The sequence below is a fragment of the Aquibacillus saliphilus genome (assembly GCF_020404745.1).
GTDB lineage: Bacteria > Bacillota > Bacilli > Bacillales > Amphibacillaceae > Aquibacillus > Aquibacillus saliphilus.
Genome location: NZ_JAIZAP010000024.1, coordinates 51532 through 69895, shown reverse-complemented (window position 1 = coordinate 69895; position 18364 = coordinate 51532). Strand labels below are relative to the sequence as shown.

Below are 18364 nucleotides of genomic sequence, written 5' to 3'. Positions count from 1 at the left end.
AGTTTCTAGGTTTTTGCATACACTCAACAAAAGCAGGTGTAGGCTTCCGCCCACATTACAAATCTAAGAAGAAATTTAAAAAGAAACTCAGCCAACTAACCAAACGAAACCGTAGTGGAAGTATTCGTCAAATCATTAAAGAAATTAATGAAGTAACCACTGGATGGATTAACTACTATGGTATCAGCTATATGAAAAGCTATATTCATGGCATCAATAAATGGATTAAGCGAAGAATTAGACAAATCATATGGAAGCGATGGAAGAAAGTTAGGACACGGTACAGAAGTCTTATCAAATTAAAAATTCCCAAACAGAAAGCTTGGGAATGGGCTAACACACGAAAGGGATACTGGCACATAGCTTGTAGCCATATCCTACACAGAGCTATCAAGAATGAAATTCTCGAGAAAGTTGGTTTGAAAGACCTTAACCAACTACTCGAGAAAGCACACTTAAACTATTGAACCGCCGTGTACGGAACCGTACGCACGGTGGTGGTGTGCTGTGAAAGGCATATCGGAGATGAGGGAAGGCCCCTTGATAGGAATTGAATCAGGCAAATCTATCAAACAGCCCTAAGCTGCTGCAATTAAGAGTTGTGGTAGTAAGCGTCTAGGGAAAAGGTTGTATTAAAACAATCATGTGGGATATACAAAGATGAACGAAAGTGAACCGCTGAAGAAGTATCGATAACGTAAAGTTTTGTCAAAACCTATTGTTCACCACTAAATAGGGACAAGAGCAGTAGATGACCTGGAAAGCTGACTGTTCGGCAAACGGTATTAAGGCGGCATGAGTGTATATCAGGCTCTGATATGAAACACAGGAACCTGTACCGCGATGATAAGTGAAAAGACACAAGCCACAGAAAGGCAAGGTTGAAATAGCGAAGCGTGATGCAGGGGCGGAGGTGCTCGTAGTAGTAATGAAGTTGCTGTAATGGCAACAGAGCGAAGGGGCACCGTCATTCAACTCGAAAACTGATAACAACTGTGAGAACAGGAGGATTTGATGAAACAGAGTAAGCCATATAGTATTTCAAAACAAGTTGTTATTTCCGCGTTCAAGAAAGTAAAAGCAAATAGAGGAAGCGCGGGAATTGATGGACAAGACTTAAAAGAATTTGAAGAGAACCTTAAAGGGAATCTGTATAAAATTTGGAACAGAATGAGTTCCGGAAGCTACCTCCCTTCACCAGTTAAGCTAGTCGAGATACCTAAGAAAACTGGCGGAACACGGGGGCTTGGAATTCCAACAGTCGAAGACAGAGTTGCACAGATGGTAGTGAAGATGTACTTGGAACCGAAAGTCGAACCAATATTTCATGAAGACTCCTATGGCTACCGACCTAATAAATCAGCTCTTGATGCAATAGGACAAGCGAGAAAGAGGTGCTGGAAATATGACTACGTCATAGAATTCGACATCAAAGGTTTGTTCGATAACATTGATCATGAACTTTTAATGCGGGCGGTACAAAAACACACAAAAGAGTCATGGATAATTATGTATATAGAAAGATGGCTCAAGGCACCTTTTGTTAATTCGGAAGGTAACAGGATTGAGCGAAACAGTGGGCCACCACAAGGTGGCGTAATAAGTCCTGTTCTTGCAAACCTGTTCATGCATTATGCGTTTGATATGTGGATGGTACGAACAAATTCTTACTCACCGTTTGAGCGGTATGCTGATGATGCCATTATACATTGCAAGACTGAAAATGAGGCGCAAGAAATATTGGGGAAACTGGATAAAAGATTGAAGGAATGTAAGCTTGAACTACACCCGAAGAAAACGAAGATTATCTACTGTAAAGACAAGGATAGGAATGACGAGTATCCAGTCACGGAATTTGACTTTTTAGGATACACATTTCGAAGAATATTTATCAAAGATAGATTAGGAAGATTACAGTTTAATTTTTTACCATCGGTTAGTAATAATTCCGCTAAAGCCTTTCGAGATAAAATAAAAATGATGAGAATTCATAGTTTTACAGGGAGCAAAATTGAAATGATAGCAGAAATGATAAATCCGACGGTTAGAGGTTGGCTGAACTATTTCAGAAAATATAATCCATCAGCGGTGAAATACTCCATCGATTGTCTAAATCGGAGATTAGTCAAATGGGCAATGTGTAAATTCAAGAGGTTTAGAGGGCATCGAACACGAGCAGAAAGTTGGCTCAAAGAACTTGCAAAAAGAGAGCCCAAAATGTTTTCACATTGGGCTCTTGGAATGACTCCTTGATGGCTGAATGATAAGAGCCGTATGAATCGAGAGGTTCACGTACGGTTCTGTGAGAGCCTTTGGGTGAAACTCCCATTGGCTACTCGACTGAGAGGTCGGATAATCAACTAATGATTATCCTCCTACTCGATTGAATTATTTTTTTGGCACCTGTTTTGTTTCGTATCCGGCTGAGAAAATTGCCGATAAGAATACAATACTAACACCTATTATTAATGTTATCCCCATAGAAAATCCTCCTTATATACGTAAATTACAGATAGATTATGTTTATTATTTTAGTATGTAAATCTTTAGTTATTTTTATAATATCATAATTTACCAAGTAAATCAGTTGATAACTATAAATGTACCTTGAAACCAGCGGATTCAGATTTTAATCCTATGTTTTATTTATTATAACTAAATAATCAGGTGCTGTGAAGTGTTAATCCCAAGTTAACATCCACACAGGAATCATATAATCATTTTATATTTATACCGAGAAATAACGGACAAAACCACAATTTAGCCATTTTATAAAAAAATCAGTTGGTCTAACTAATCATTTTCCTTGTTGTTATTACATAGATTGTATTAATTAGTCTTTGTCACACCATTTATTTGGGAGGTCACCCTATGGATATTTTGAAAAGAGTACAAAGCTACCGAGACGATCAAGAAAAACTTAAGTGGGAAGGTACATTAGCTGACTATTTAGAGCTACTAAAAGAACGTCCCTATTTAGCTCAATCAGCCCATTCTAGGGTGTATAACATGATTAAAGATAGGGGTATAAAGGAAGTTGACGGTAGAAAAACATATACGTTTTTCGGGGATGAATTGTTTGGTTTAGAAGAGGCCTTGGAAAAGTTAGTTGATGAGTACTTTCATCCTGCTGCTAAGAGGTTAGATGTTAGAAAACGAATTCTGCTATTAATGGGCCCTGTTAGCGGGGGGAAGTCTACCCTAGTTACCTTGCTTAAAAGAGGCTTAGAACAATATACATTGGACGATGATGGAGCAGTATATGCAATTAAAGGATGCCCGATGCATGAAGACCCTCTGCATTTAATACCACATCATATCAGGTCTGATTTTGAAGAGCAGTATGGCATTAGAATTGAAGGTAACCTATCACCTTTGAATGTAATGCGATTGGAAAAAGAATATGAAGGTCGAATTGAAGATGTAATGGTTGAACGAATCTTTTTCTCTGAAGATAAACGAACTGGTATTGGAACATTTAGTCCATCAGATCCAAAGTCCCAAGACATTGCTGATTTAACAGGATCAATTGATTTCTCGACAATTGCAGAGTTTGGTTCAGAATCCGATCCCAGAGCATACAGATTTGACGGTGAGTTAAACAAAGCAAATCGAGGTATGATGGAATTTCAAGAAATGCTTAAAAGTGATGAAAAATTTCTTTGGCATTTATTATCCTTAACGCAGGAAGGGAATTTCAAAGCAGGTAGATTTGCTCTTATTTCTGCGGATGAACTCATTGTTGCGCATACAAATGAATCCGAATACCGTTCATTTATATCCAACAAAAAGAATGAAGCGCTACATTCGAGAATGATTGTTATGCCTGTTCCCTATAACTTAAGAGCAAGTCAAGAGGAACGGATTTATCAAAAAATGATTAAAGAAAGCGATATTAAAAATGTTCACATAGCTCCTCATACGTTAAAAGTAGCAGCTATGTTTACGATTTTAACCAGGTTAAAAGAGTCCAATCGAGGCGATATTAGTCCTTTAAAGAAAATGTATTTGTATGACGGGCAAAATGTTGAGGGGTTTAGTGACGCTGATGTAAATGAAATGAAAAAAGAACACTCAGATGAAGGTATGAGTGGGATTGATCCAAGGTATGTAATTAATCGAATTTCATCTACAATAATAAAGAAAGAAATCCACTCTATTAATGCATTAGACGTCTTGCGGTCACTAAAAGAGGGACTTGATAGTCATCCTTCGATTTCCAAGGAAGATAAAGAGAAATACCTAAACTTTATATCAATTGCACGCAAAGAATACGACGAAATAGCAAAGAAGGAAGTACAAAAAGCATTTGTATATTCTTATGAGGAGTCCGCTAAAACATTAATGGATAACTATTTAGACAACGTTGAAGCGTTCTGTAATAAATCAAAGCTACATGATCCGTTAACTGGTGATGAAGTGCATCCAGATGAAAAGCTAATGCGCTCAATTGAAGAACAAATAGGGATTTCTGAAAATGCAAAAAAAGCCTTTCGTGAAGAAATTTTAATTCGAATTTCGGCTTATGCCAGAAAAGGAAAAAAATTCGACTATCAATCACACGAACGGTTGCGTGAAGCGATCCAAAAGAAATTGTTTGCAGATTTAAAAGATGTTGTGAAGATTACAACATCGACCAAAACACCAGATGAGCAGCATTTGAAAAAAATAAATGAAGTAGTGGCTACGCTTGTTGATGAGTATGGCTATAACTCCTCATCAGCGAATGAGTTGTTAAGGTATGTCGGTAGCTTGCTTAATCGATAAATAGATTAAGTTAAAGGTTGGTCTCATAAAATGGGGACCAACTTTTTTTATTTAAATGAGGGAAATGTTATACTCTACTAACAGATTACATCTCATAATTACCTTATGCAGCAATTGTCATCCGAAAATAGTGACAAATTAGTATTATGAAATGGACTAAACAGATTCAATTTAAATGGATAGGAGTGGTATTAGTGGGTGGATTGATTATATTTTTAATCGTGTTATTGATAATAACAATAGGCGGAACATTGCTAGTCGGTTTGCAAGAAAGCAAGACTCTAAAAAAACATAAAGAGGAAGATACAGCTGAAAGTCAATTAGAGCGTTCACTTAACTATGAATCAAGCTCTTTAAAATCTAATCTTCCTATTCTAGGGATAATATATCTTGTTACTTTCCTTGCTGCTACAGCAGGAATTATAATTTATTTTTTCTTTTAAAAATGCATCAGCTGCTGCCTAATGATTTTCCTAATAAGACCCCATAGCTGAAATTGTCCAGCCAGAACTAGACAATCCTGTTCATAATGCACAACATTAAAATTGGCAATTAGAAATGCCTGATTTATAAGATGTTTGGTCATCACAACAGGTGGGGTACTTTTGGATGAAATAGGTCAGCGGCAATTATTAGAAATGCCCCAACAATCAATCTAGTTAAAACTGTCTTCATAGAAAAAGCCTTTCCTCAAGTAAAGTCCTCAAATAGAAATCAGAAATTCCGAGCAGGTATTATACCGACAACAAGTTATTTGCTAGACAAACGAATCGGTTGAGAATAAACGACAAATAATTCCCCGATTTTTTAATTCTCCTTATTTTTAAACTAACATGTAGATTGTGCAATCACTTTTTAAACAGATATATAATTTTAATGGTTAGTGACCATCCTTTAGTGGGTATGCCAATAATGGTGGTGAAATAGTGATTTTTCAGTTAAAGGTTTGTTGTATCAGAAAGTGTCATGCTAGTAAATAGGTGAACTGAAGATGATTTGCAATTGAATTACGTGTACTTTCTCTTATTTAAATTAAAGAGAAATTTTGAAATTAACAAAATGATTAGAATAATCGGTGAGAAGTTATTGTTTCATGATACGAAATAGAGTATATTAGTTGATGTAGTATTAGCGTAGTTCTATAATGAACAAGGATGGGAAATAAAAGAAATGAAAGTGAACTTCTAATGGGGGTATCAGACGTGACACAGAAAGAATCTAATGAAAGATTCTGGAGAAATTTTCATGGACCAAACATGGGGTATTTGGAAGAACAGTATGAAACATATTTGGAAAATCCGGAAGCAGTAGATGTATCTTTAAAAGATATGTTTGAAGAACATGGGGCTCCGGAATGGCTAGATCAATTAGGGATAGAATCTAAGCCTGCTTCACACACAACATCATCTAGTGATATTAAAAAGCTTACCTCAGCGATGAAACTTGTTGAGGCTATTCGACGTTATGGTCATTTAGAGGCAAAAATATATCCTGTTGGTTTAGATAAAGAACGAAAATCGCGGTTGGTAGACCCTGATACATATGGGTTAACTAGTAGCGATTTGGAAGCGATTCCTTCTTCCTGGATTTGGGAAGAATCACCAAGGGATATAAAAACCGCCTTAGACGCTGTTAATTTATTGAAAGAGCGATATGCAGGAACAATTTCGTTTGAGTACGATCATGTAAATAATGATAAGGAAAGAAAATGGTTACAAGACCATATTGATAGTGGGTCATATAAAATTGATTTCAATGAAGATGAGAAGAAACAATTATTACAAAAATTAGCAGAGGTAGAGGGATTTGAAAACTTTCTAGCTAAAACGTTTGTAGCACAGAAGCGGTTTTCGATTGAAGGACTAGAAATGATGATTCCGATGCTTGATCGTGTCGTGCAAAATTCGTTTTATGATGAGACCGAAGAAATTTTAATGGGAATGGCTCACCGAGGTCGTTTAAGTGTATTGACCCATATTTTAGGCAAGCCATTTGATAAAATTTTCTCTGAATTCCATCATTCTTCAGATAAAGAGTTAATCCCTTCTGCAGGGTCACAATCAATTACTTATGGCTGGACTGGCGATGTTAAGTATCACTTCGGGGCGGAACGAAAAGTTGGGGAAGAGAAACCTTCACCAACACGCATTTCTCTTGCACATAATCCGTCACACCTTGAGTTCGTTAATCCTGTCGTACAGGGTTTTACCAGAGCTGCTCAAGATTATCGTTTCCAAAAAGGGTATCCTAAACAAAGCCAGGATAAAGCACTTAGTATTATGATTCATGGAGATGCCGCTTTTATTGGAGAGGGTGTCGTCGCTGAAACATTAAATATGAGTACATTGCCTGGATATCATACGGGTGGGACACTTCACCTAATTGCAAATAATCTTGTTGGATTTACCACTAGTCAAGAGCAAGGTAGATCGACTAGGTATGCTAGTGACTTGGCAAAAGGGTTTGAAATCCCGATTATTCATGTGAATGCCGATGATCCAGAAGCATGTCTATCTGCTGTTAAACTTGCCTATGAGTATCGAGTGAAATTTCACAAAGATGTTCTTATTGACCTTGTAGGTTATCGTAGATTTGGTCACAATGAGATGGATGAACCACGGGCTACACAGCCGCATTTATATCAAGATATTGATAACCATCCAACAGTAACGTCTATCTATGCTAAGCATTTACATGACCAAGAGGTTATCGAAGAGAATACGCACGAGCTAATGAAAGAAGCCGTACTGAAAAAACTTAAAGATATTTACAGCAATATGAAAGAAAATAGTTCAGGTGCAACGGAAGCAAAACCAGTACCACAAGCACTGAAAAATGGGCTTAGTGATATTGAAACAGCTGTTCCACTTGATCAATTAAAAGCTCTTAATAAAGGATTACTAAAACGTCCTGAAGGATTTAATGGATTCAAAAAGTTAGAAAAAATACTAAATAAACGTGGCGAAGCTTTAGAGGATGGTAATAAAGCTGACTGGGCGACTGCTGAGACACTTGCATATGCTTCCATTTTGCAGGATGGTATTCCAATCCGTTTAACTGGTCAAGACACGGAACGTGGAACATTTGCACATAGACACCTCGTGCTCCACGATGTTGATACAAATGAGACGTATTGTCCAATGCATGGTTTAGACCAAGCGAAGGCAGCTTTTGATATTCACAATAGCCCGCTATCTGAGGCCGCTGTACTAGGTTTTGAATATGGATACAGCGTACAAGCACCAAGGACTCTAGTACTTTGGGAAGCCCAATTTGGAGACTTTGCCAATGCAGGTCAAGTGATTTTTGATCAATTCATTGCTGCCGGTCGTGCTAAGTGGGGTGAGAAATCGAACATGGTTGCACTATTGCCACACGGTCAAGAAGGTCAAGGACCGGAGCACTCAAGTGCGAGGTTAGAACGTTTCTTAACTCTAGCAGCGGAAAATAACTGGATTGTAGCCAACGTAACAACTAGTGCACAATATTTCCATTTATTAAGACGTCAAGCAGCACTTGTAGATAGTGAATCAGCTCGACCACTAATTGTTATGACACCGAAAAGCTTATTAAGAAATCAACGAGTTGCTTCAGAAGCAAGTGAATTTAGCACTGGGAAATTCCAGCCATTGATAACACAACCAGGCTTATCTAAGACAACGAAAAAGGCTCAAAGATTAGTAATTGGTAGTGGGAAAATTATGGTTGATATTGAAGAAGCAATGAACGAGTCAAATCAAAATTATGATTCTATTCATGTTGTCAGGCTAGAACAAATTTATCCATTTCCTTTCAAAGAAATAGAAAAGGTTCTTAAGGGATGTCCAAATGTTACGGAAGTTATTTGGGTACAGGAAGAACCTCGAAATATGGGAAGCTGGAACTTTGTTAAAGAACTGATTTTTAAATTGTTAGATGGGGAAAAGGAACTTCATTATGTTGGTCGATGTGAACGGTCTTCACCAGCAGTTGGAGAACCAAACATACACAAAGCTGAACAAAATAGAATTATAAAAGAGGCATTAGAGTTGTCTGAAGGAGGAGATACCAGTGAAGGAAATTAAAGTCCCGGAATTAGCAGAATCGATTACAGAAGGAACGATTGCAGAGTGGCTTGTTAAAAAAGGCGATCACGTTGAGAAGGGCGATCCTATTTTAGAATTAGAAACAGATAAAGTAAATGTAGAAGTAAATGCTGAGTATTCTGGCATTCTCGCTGAGATTCTTAAAAATGCAGGGGAAGATGTAGAAGTAGGCGATGTAGTAGGCCATGTAGATGAAAATGGTGAAGCTAAAGGCTCGGATGATACTTCTTCAGATCAGACGTCTACTGAAGAAAAGAAAGAAGAAACAGAAGAAGAAAAACCAGCTAAATCTGATGATAAATCAAAAGAACCTGAAAAAACTAATGAATCTTCGGATAAAAGTCAATCGGCTGTTGCTTCACCTGCTGCCCGGAAGCGCGCAAGAGAGCTAGGGATTGACTTGAAGGATATTTCATCACGTGATCCGCTTGGTCGAATTAGACCCGAAGATGTCGATGCGCATGCCCAAGGAGCTTCTGATCAAGAACCTAAGAAAGAAAAGAAGAAAGAAACGAAGCCTTCTGAGAAGACGGAATTTGATAAGCCAGTTGAAAGAGTTAAGATGTCGCGTAGACGTCAGACAATCGCAAAACGTCTTGTTGATGCGCAGCAAACGGCTGCTATGCTAACAACCTTTAATGAAGTTGATATGACAGCTGTTATGAAACTTCGTAGCGAACGTAAAGATAAATTTCTTGATAAGCATGGTGTAAAATTAGGCTTTATGTCGTTCTTTACCAAGGCAGTTGTAGGAGCGCTTAAAGAATTTCCGTTAATAAATGCTGAAATTCAAGACAATGAAATTGTTATGAAGAAGTTTTATGATATTGGTATTGCGGTTTCAACTGATGATGGGCTTGTTGTTCCTGTTGTCCGTGATGCAGACCGTTTAGATTTTGCTGGTGTGGAATCAGAAATTGGTCGTTTAGGTAAGAAAGCAAAAGATAAAGAACTTCAGCTTGGTGATCTTCAAGGTGGTTCGTTTACCATTACTAACGGTGGAATTTTTGGATCATTACTTTCAACGCCTATTATAAATTCACCACAGGTTGGTATTTTAGGTATGCACACGATCCAGAAAAGGCCAATAGCAATGCCGGATGATTCAATTGAAGTACGTCCAATGATGTACATTGCTATGTCTTATGATCACAGAATAGTTGATGGTAAAGATGCGGTACAATTCCTTGTACGTATTAAAGAATTGCTAGAAGATCCATATGATTTATTATTAGAAGGTTAATGAGTTAGAGACGCTAGCACTTTATAATTTATAAAGTGCTAGCATTTTTAATAGTATTAAATTACTCCAACCTAATTTAGATGGTTTGACCTCCTCCATTTCACACTTGTCCTTTTAATTAATTTTTCGAAAAGTTTAATCAATGCCTGGTTGCTTGCATACTATATAATAATAAAATTAAAGGAGGGGAATAGATGGCTGACTCGAAAAGTTTTGTGATTTCTCAGGAAAATTGGTCCCTCCATAGAAAAGGGTATGACGACCAAAAGCGTCACCAAGACAAAGTGCAGGATGTCCTCAAGAACAAACTCCCCGATTTAGTTAGCGAAGAAAACATCATTATGTCTAGAGGTAAAGATATCGTACGCATTCCAATCCGCTCACTCGATGAATATAAAATTAGATATAGTCAAGACAAAAATAAGCATGCTGGCCAGGGCGATGGTGACAGTGATGTTGGCGATGTAATCGCTAAGGATGGTAGACCTAAACAAGGCCCAGGCAAAGGATCAGGTGCAGGGAATCAGCCGGGGCAAGATTACTATGAAGCTGAAGTTTCATTTGAAGAACTTGAAGAAACCTTCTTTGAACATTTAGAATTGCCAAATTTACAAGAAAAAGAAAAAGACAACATTATTACTACTGATGTCGAATTTCGTGATATAAGGAAAAAAGGGCTCCTAGGTAACATTGATAAGAAAAGAACGATGCTAGAAGCATTCAAACGAAACGCGATGGAAGGAAAAGGGAAATTCAATCCAATTTATCCGGATGATCTCCGCTTTAAAACATGGGATGATATAGAAAAACCTGAATCAAAAGCCGTCGTTTTAGCGATGATGGATACAAGCGGATCAATGGGAGTGTGGGAAAAATATATGGCCCGTAGCTTCTTCTTTTGGATGAATAGGTTCCTTCGTTCCAAATATGAAACAGTTGAAATTGAGTTTATCGCCCATCACACTGAAGCTAAAGTTGTTGATGAAGAATCATTTTTCTCAAAAGGTGAAAGTGGAGGTACAATTTGCTCATCGGCTTATCGGAAAGCACTAGAGCTTATTGAGGATAAGTATTCACCAGACCGCTATAATATTTACCCTTTTCATTTTTCTGATGGTGATAATTTAACATCAGACAATAGGCGATGTGTTTCATTGATTGAAGAACTAATTGAATACTCAAGTATGTTTGGTTACGGTGAAGTCAATCAGTACAATCGACACTCTACATTGATGCAAGTTTTTCGCCAAATGGAAGACCCGAAACTAAAAAACTATGTACTAAGAAATAAAACGGATGTTTTTTATGCAATGAAAAAATTCTTCTCCAATCAAGTGGACGAAGCTATTTCTTAAAAATAAAAGTAACCCCTTAGGATCGTTAAAACGGTTCTAGGGGGTTTCATTTTTAAAGTTTTGATAACTTATATATATTTACTCCTATTATTTAAGTTATAATATAGACAATAAACTAAGTTTAATTTCAATCTTCAATAATAAGAAACAAGAACCGGAGTGAAGAAAATGAAACAGTACATAGCATTTGACATTGGTGGTACATTTGTTAAATATGCCTTAATTCTAGAAGATACATCTATAGTAGATAGCGGCAAAAAGAAAACGCCATCAACTTTAGAAGGTTTACTAAGCCTAATTGAAACGCACTTAAAACAGTATGAAACTAGTAAAATAGAAGGAATTGCAATTAGTTCTCCAGGTGCGGTATCAGATTATGGAATCATTCATGGGTCTAGTGCTTTAGCTTATTTACATGGACCTAATATTAAGGAATTAGTAAAAGAACGAACCAATATGAAGGTTTATATAGAAAATGATGCCAATTGTGCAGGGTTGGCTGAAGTATGGAATGGTTCTGCTAAAGGGAAAGAAGATGTGCTTGCCGTAGTATTAGGAACCGGAATTGGTGGCGCGGTAATTAAAAGTGGATTGCTCCATAAGGGAGCAAACTTACATGGTGGAGAATTTGGTTACATGATAATGGATGCTAAACAAACGACTTGGAGTAGTGTTGCTGCTACCGGTGCACTAGTAAAGAATGTGACTGCTAAAAAAAATGCAGAGCCAGGCCAATTGGATGGAGAGATCATTTTTAAATTAGCAGAAGAAGGAGATTCTGATTGTATAGAGGCAATCGATGAATTTTATCACATGCTAGCCGCAGGTATATACAACTTACAATATATGTATGACCCTGAAATAATTCTAATCGGCGGTGGCATTAGTGCAAGAGATGATCTTGTTGATAACATTAAATTAAAATTGAAAGAGATTATGAAAGTTGTTACTATTGCCAAAGTCGTTCCTAATCTTGAAGTATGTAAATATAGACAGAATGCAAACCTTCTGGGTGCTGTATATGGGTTTATGAACGATAGTAAATTGAATGAATAGTTGCTGAATCGATTTGACTAATAGCTAATATTAACGCGAGATTGTAGTGTGGATATGGAATACATATTGGTGGAATGATAAATATAAGAAAAGACTACGATTCTTTGGAATGGTAGTTTTTTTTCGGAGTGAAAGTTTTTTATGAATTTTTCATCAAGAAATTTTTTGAAAATAGTTGAAACATAAAGTATGTTTATTTCGTCTAAAAGATAAGAAGATAAATTTTGACAAGCTACTACAAATATTTACTTTGGATAGAATATTGAACTCAGGAGGAATAGCAAATGAAAACAACTAGAATTATTTCAACCATCTTTTTAATAGTCTTACTAATAGGTTGTAATAGCAATAAGACAATTCCTGAAGGGTTCTATTCTTATGACCAAGAGGAAGTGAAAACAGCAGTCGAAACGCTAACGTTTCAACCAGAGTTACCTCAATTTGTTCCAATTAAAGTAGAATTTCAAGTTTCAGATCATTATACAGTTACTGATACAAATTCTGAAGCTCTAGATGTTAGCTTTTACACAATAGAAAATGATTTGTTGTCGATACAATTTGTAAATGGTAACTTAAATGAAATTGCTGTTGACCCAGAAAAGGTTGAAATTAATGATACTATCGAAGGTGAATACGTGGATAATTCATATGCAAAGACACTTTATTGGGAAAGTGCTGGTGTCAGCTATAAGATGACTTATCGAGCTAGTACTGTTATCGAGAATAATAATCCAGAAAATAATAAGAATGTAACGAAAGAAGAAATGGTAAAAGTGGCTAAATCTTTTCATTTATAAAACACCCTTCACCCTAAATTTGTGAGCCATTATCTGAAATGAATTTTCAGGATATCAGAAAGGAAGAACTATGTATATTATTCATCTTTTGTCTAAACATATGAGTAAAAGGTGGTTATTACATGGTTCAATGGTTAGTGCTAATTGCTTTGATTGTTGTCGTTTTCTCGTTATTTTATACATTAAAGGTAGGCAAGGTAATCAATGCTAGAAAAGGTGAGTTTGATACAGAAACCAAAACAACTCGAAGACATTCAATTATGCTCAATCCAATTTTTCTCGCATATATAATTGCATTAGGTGGATTGATTATTTTTGTCGCTTATCTCACACTATCATCTAGATAGATAAGTAATACGCTAATGTAGAGTGTCTATAATAATAAGACTTAACCAGGTTGAAGGTAGAGGAATTGCCCCACCAGCAGAAATCCCTGCAGGCATTTTCACAGCAGTTATTGGTGCTCCTTACTTTTTATACTTGCTTAGAAATTTAAATGCAAAATAGCATACATAGATCGATAATATTTTTGGTGAACTAGTACAAGATTACTCTTGTACTAGTTTTTTAATTATCATAATTTATATAATTTGTTGAATGATAACAGTATCGATAATTGATTAGATTTAGGTATTATTTTTTCAGCTGTTTGGGAGAATAAGATTCTATAATACATTACGGGAGGCATTATAAGTGGATATACTTCTAGGATTACTTGCGGTCATCGTAGTTATTGGTATAGCATACCTTATGTCAAATGATCGAAAAAACATTAATTATCTCGGAATTGGTGTCATGTTGGTTGCACAGGTGATAACTACATGGTTCATGTTTAAAACTACAATTGGAAGTTGGGTAATCCAAGGGATTGCAGGTGTTTTTAACAAATTAATTGAATTTGGTACTTCGGGAGTGAGTTTTGTTGTTGGAGGTTTGATGGTTGAAGAAGGAGGAAGTGTCTTCTTTTTCAATGTCCTGTTATTAATTATCTTCTTCGCTACAATTCTTTCCGTTTTAACCTATATACGGGTCTTACCATTATTAATTAAGTACTTAGGTGGGTTTCTTTCTTTAATTACCGGACTACCAAAGGTCGAGTCCTTCAATGCTGTTAACAGTATTTTCTTTGGTCAGTCGGAAGCAATTATTGCGATTAAGTCACAGTTTCAACATTTAAACAACAATCGACTTTATATTGTCAGCGCATCGGCAATGGGTTCAGTATCTGCATCGATCATTGGTGCCTATATGCAAATGTTGCCTGAAGAATTTGTACTTGTTGCTTTACCATTAAATATGTTTAGCTCGTTAATTTTAGCTTCTATTATTGCTCCAGTTAAGGTAGATAAAGAAGAAGATAAAGTCGATATTAAAGAAGTATCCGAGTCAAAGAGTATATTTGAAGCAATGGCGAATGGTGCTCTAGATGGTGGGAAAATCGCCTTAATTGTTGCGGCAATGTTAATTGCCTTTATCGCCTCGTTGGAGTTAGTTAATATGATTATTCAAACTGTATTTGCTGGAACAACCTTACAACAAATATTAGGTTATATATTAGCGCCAATTGGCATATTAATGGGAATTGCTCCGAGTGAAGTGATACAAGCTGGTGGAATTATGGGTACAAAAATTGTAACAAATGAGTTTGTAGCTATGTTGGAATTACAACCATTAATAGAGACTTTCTCTTTAAAAACAGTAGGTATTGTTTCGGTATTTTTGACTAGCTTTGCTAATTTCTCATCTATAGGTATTATCGCAGGAACAGTTCAAGGGATAAATGCCGAAAAAGGTGCTGAAGTTTCTCGCTTTGGCTTAAAATTATTAATTGGAGCTACCCTTGGTTCAATTTTGTCAGCGACGATAGCTGGATTATTCCTATAATATACTATTAAAGAGAGCAGGATTGAATTTGATGAAGAAAATCAAAATAACGAGTGATATAGCATAGATATGCATAATGATTGGTATGCTATTGTATAACCATATTTAAAGATAAAAAATAACACCCTTCTAATAGACGTTAGTAGGGTGTGTTTTTTATGAGATTTTTGTTGTTAAATGGAAGTCTAATAACTAACTGAACGTCAAAGTGAGTCTGAACACGAATGGAAATGACCTTCATAAAGGAGATGAAAGTCAAAATGAGCCGGAAAACGAAAGGAAATGACCTTCATAAAGGAGATGAAAGTCAAAATGAGCAAGAACACGAATGGAAATGACCTTCATAAAGGAGATGAAGGTCTAAATGAGCCAGAACACGAAAGGAAATGACCTTCATAGAGCAGATGAAGGTCAAAATAAGCCAGAACGCGAAAGGAAATGACCTTCATAAAGGAGATGAAGGTCAAAATAAGCCAGAACACGAAGGGGAATGACCTTCATGGAGCAGATGAAGTTCAAAATAAGCCAAAATACGAAAGGAAATGACCTTCATGGAACAGATGAAGTTCAAAATGAGCCTGAACACGAAGGGGAATGACCTTCATGGAGCAGATGAAGTTCAAAATGAGCAAGAACACGAATGAAAATGACCTTCATAGAGCAGATGAAGTTCAAAATGAACTAGAACACGAAGGGAAATGACCTTCATAAAGGAGATGAATGTCAAAATAAGCCAGAACACGAAAGGAAATGACCTTCATGGAGCAGATGAAGTTCAAAATGAGCAAGAACACAAAGAGAAATATCCTTCATGAAGAACTTTAATCTTGTTCGTAGCAACTGTAGTTGCACAATACAATAATAGTCATGTGTTTTCCCTGCGGTAAGTGAACTACTTAGACTGAATGAAAGGCTCTCTTTTCATTTTATAATTAGATTTTAACCTAATACAGCAAATTGAGTTTTAATTTTTCTGTAAGTGGAATATAAATACATAACACAAGGAAAGGAAGGTTGTTATGTCGCAGGTATATAAGCTTTACATAAATGGAAAATGGATTGAAACAAGTGAGAAGAAGGATGTTTTAAATAAATATAATCAAGAGGTGTATGCCTCCGTTTCTCAAGCCTTAGAAAAGGATGTTGATCACGCAATTGAGTCTGCACAACAAGCTTATAAATCAGACGCTCTCTCACCGTATCAACGATTCGAAGTATTAAAACGTGTTAGTGAGCTTTTAATAGAAAAGAAAGAAGAACTTGCTGTTTGTATACTTAAGGAAGCTGGAAAACCTTTGAAACAAGCGAGGAGTGAAGTTGAGCGCTCAGCACAGACATTTGAGGTTGCTGCAGAGGAAGCCAAAAGAATTACTGGTGAAGGTGTTCCAGTCGAAGCTGCACCTGGATCAGAAAATCGAATGGCGTTTACCATTAAAGTTCCTGTAGGTGTCGTAGGAGCAATCAGTCCGTTTAATTTTCCACTAAATCTTGTTGCACATAAAGTTGCACCTGCAATCGCTGCAGGTAATGCGGTAGTATTAAAACCCGCGAGCGCAACTCCGATTACTGCTTTAAAGCTGGCAGAAATTTTTGAAGACTCAGGTTTACCTGCTGGTTTATTTAATGTTGTCGTAGGTTCAGGTTCGACAGTTGGCAAGCAAATGATGAAGGATGATCGAATCAGTGTATTTACTTTTACTGGTAGTGCAGAAGTTGGCTTAAAATTAAAGCAAAACACTGGCCTGAAAAAGTTAATATTGGAGTTAGGTAATAATTCGCCAGTTATTGTCGATAAAGAAGCGGATTTAGAACAAGCGGCAAAAACTATCGCACAAAAAAGTTTTGCTTTTGCAGGACAAGTTTGTATTTCGGTACAGCGTATTTATGTACATGAAGAGGTCTTAAATGAATTTCAACAAAAGCTTGTTGAGGAGGTTAAACAATTAAAAGTTGGTGACCCATCCGACCCTGATACAGATGTAGGTCCGATGATTGCTGAGAAAGAAGCTGAACGTGCCGAACAATGGGTCAGTGAAGCAGTTGAGAGTGGAGCTGAGGTTATTTATGGTGGTGAACGGAACGGTGCTATTCTGCAACCAACGATAATTGGCAAAGTGAACAAGAATATGAAGGTTGTTTGTGATGAAGTGTTTGCTCCAGTTGTGAGTATTATCCCGTTTAGTCAACTAGACGCATGTATTGATGAAGTGAATGAGTCATCTTATGGACTCCAGGGAGGAATCTTTACAAAAAATCTCGATACAGCATTTTATGCAGCACGTAAAGTTGAAGTTGGAGGTTTGATGATCAATGATGCTTCCCAATACCGAGTTGATTTAATGCCATATGGTGGCATCAAAGATAGTGGGAATGGAAAAGAAGGGCCTAAATACTCAATTAAAGAAATGACGGAGGAAAGATTAATTGTATTAAATCTAACTAAATAGGGGATACGAAAACTCGCGTTGTGGCCTAAGAGCAACGCGAGTTTTCTTTCGGATTGTATGTTAAAGTATAGTGGTTAGGGGGAGAAGCATGACTACACAAGAAAGTTTACTGAAATTTTGGATTCAACCAGGAAGAGTAATTAATAATGAAGTTGACAGAAATACAAGGAAAGTCCCTATCATAATTGTACTGTTATCAGGAATTTACGATTTCTTAATGATTAGTCAATCAAACAATCATGGCGATCAATTCTCACTAAGTTCGATACTCTTAATGGCTAGTTTAATTGGTCCTTTAATTGGATATCTTTCTTATTTAGTAGGCTCGTGGATCACAGATTTGATTGCTGGATGGTTTAATGGAGATAGAGATTTACGTGGATTTCGGATTGCCTATGCTTGGGCTCATTTGCCGGTACTAGTCAATTTGGTTGCGATTCTGCCATTCATATTGTCAAAAAAAGAGGCATTTTTTCTAGAAGGTTATGCACCTTTACTTTATTTAATAATAGACGGTCTTCTAATTATTCCTTACACGGTTTACTTTATTATTGCCATCAAGACCTTTTATAACTTTTCTTGGTGGAAAGCGATTGTTGTTTATGCTTTACCGGCATTTATATTAGCTGGATTAATTTTGATAATGTCATTACCATTTATATTCGCATAAAATAAAGGCTTTACCGATGGCGGTGAAGCCTTTATTTAAAGGTGAGAAAGTATAAAAATT

General features: G+C 36.5%; 13 protein-coding genes and 1 pseudogene. All 14 read left to right on the top strand.

Annotated elements, in window-relative coordinates:
• On the top strand, window positions 1-467 hold a 467-nt coding region (locus LD272_RS19475; RefSeq protein WP_304511988.1), incomplete at its 5' end, for a group II intron maturase-specific domain-containing protein.
• Between the two features lie 547 nt (window positions 468-1014).
• Window positions 1015-2253 (top strand): group II intron reverse transcriptase/maturase, encoded by a 1239-nt coding sequence (ltrA, locus tag LD272_RS19470; protein WP_226038269.1) that lies wholly within the window; start codon window positions 1015-1017, stop codon window positions 2251-2253.
• 618 nt (window positions 2254-2871) lie between these two features.
• Entirely contained in the window at window positions 2872-4767 is a 1896-nt protein-coding gene (locus LD272_RS19465; RefSeq protein ID WP_226038268.1) for a PrkA family serine protein kinase, read from the top strand.
• Window positions 4768-4961: 194 nt separating this feature from the next.
• A complete protein-coding gene (locus LD272_RS19460; protein WP_226038267.1) occupies window positions 4962-5210 on the top strand; it encodes a hypothetical protein in 249 nt (82 codons plus the stop codon).
• 759 nt (window positions 5211-5969) lie between these two features.
• A complete protein-coding gene (locus LD272_RS19455) occupies window positions 5970-8831 on the top strand; it encodes a 2-oxoglutarate dehydrogenase E1 component (RefSeq protein ID WP_226038266.1) in 2862 nt (953 codons plus the stop codon).
• Window positions 8818-10095 carry a 2-oxoglutarate dehydrogenase complex dihydrolipoyllysine-residue succinyltransferase gene (gene odhB / locus LD272_RS19450; RefSeq protein ID WP_226038265.1) on the top strand — a complete coding sequence of 426 codons (1278 nt, stop codon included), beginning with the start codon at window positions 8818-8820 and terminating at the stop codon, window positions 10093-10095. Before LD272_RS19455 ends, odhB begins: the two co-directional genes overlap by 14 nt.
• A gap of 194 nt (window positions 10096-10289) precedes the next feature.
• Window positions 10290-11450, top strand: a complete 1161-nt coding sequence (gene yhbH, locus LD272_RS19445) for a sporulation protein YhbH (protein WP_226038264.1) — start codon at window positions 10290-10292, stop codon at window positions 11448-11450.
• A 168-nt stretch (window positions 11451-11618) separates the two neighbouring features.
• Window positions 11619-12506, top strand: coding sequence for an ROK family protein (locus LD272_RS19440; protein ID WP_226038263.1), 888 nt, complete (start codon window positions 11619-11621; stop codon window positions 12504-12506).
• A gap of 284 nt (window positions 12507-12790) precedes the next feature.
• A complete protein-coding gene (locus LD272_RS19435) occupies window positions 12791-13303 on the top strand; it encodes a hypothetical protein (protein WP_226038262.1) in 513 nt (170 codons plus the stop codon).
• A gap of 122 nt (window positions 13304-13425) precedes the next feature.
• A complete protein-coding gene (locus LD272_RS19430) occupies window positions 13426-13650 on the top strand; it encodes a hypothetical protein (protein WP_226038261.1) in 225 nt (74 codons plus the stop codon).
• A 49-nt stretch (window positions 13651-13699) separates the two neighbouring features.
• Window positions 13700-13810: pseudogene (locus LD272_RS19425) on the top strand (iron chelate uptake ABC transporter family permease subunit); the annotation flags it as partial.
• Between the two features lie 186 nt (window positions 13811-13996).
• A complete protein-coding gene (locus LD272_RS19420) occupies window positions 13997-15187 on the top strand; it encodes a NupC/NupG family nucleoside CNT transporter (protein WP_226038260.1) in 1191 nt (396 codons plus the stop codon).
• 1019 nt (window positions 15188-16206) lie between these two features.
• Window positions 16207-17634: an aldehyde dehydrogenase family protein gene (locus LD272_RS19415; RefSeq protein ID WP_226038259.1), complete on the top strand. Its 1428-nt coding sequence runs from the start codon at window positions 16207-16209 to the stop codon at window positions 17632-17634.
• A gap of 88 nt (window positions 17635-17722) precedes the next feature.
• Window positions 17723-18304 carry a YIP1 family protein gene (locus LD272_RS19410; RefSeq protein WP_226038258.1) on the top strand — a complete coding sequence of 194 codons (582 nt, stop codon included), beginning with the start codon at window positions 17723-17725 and terminating at the stop codon, window positions 18302-18304.
• Window positions 18305-18364: the final 60 nt, after the last annotated feature.

What these genes read in the sequence shown, in the direction of transcription:
- ltrA (WP_226038269.1), top strand. Translation starts at nt 1,015, where the DNA reads ATGAAACAGAGTAAGCCATATAGTATTTCAAAACAAGTTGTTATTTCC.
- LD272_RS19465 (WP_226038268.1), top strand. Translation starts at nt 2,872, where the DNA reads ATGGATATTTTGAAAAGAGTACAAAGCTACCGAGACGATCAAGAAAAA.
- yhbH (WP_226038264.1), top strand. Translation starts at nt 10,290, where the DNA reads ATGGCTGACTCGAAAAGTTTTGTGATTTCTCAGGAAAATTGGTCCCTC.
- LD272_RS19440 (WP_226038263.1), top strand. Translation starts at nt 11,619, where the DNA reads ATGAAACAGTACATAGCATTTGACATTGGTGGTACATTTGTTAAATAT.
- LD272_RS19435 (WP_226038262.1), top strand. Translation starts at nt 12,791, where the DNA reads ATGAAAACAACTAGAATTATTTCAACCATCTTTTTAATAGTCTTACTA.
- LD272_RS19430 (WP_226038261.1), top strand. Translation starts at nt 13,426, where the DNA reads ATGGTTCAATGGTTAGTGCTAATTGCTTTGATTGTTGTCGTTTTCTCG.
- LD272_RS19415 (WP_226038259.1), top strand. Translation starts at nt 16,207, where the DNA reads ATGTCGCAGGTATATAAGCTTTACATAAATGGAAAATGGATTGAAACA.
- LD272_RS19410 (WP_226038258.1), top strand. Translation starts at nt 17,723, where the DNA reads ATGACTACACAAGAAAGTTTACTGAAATTTTGGATTCAACCAGGAAGA.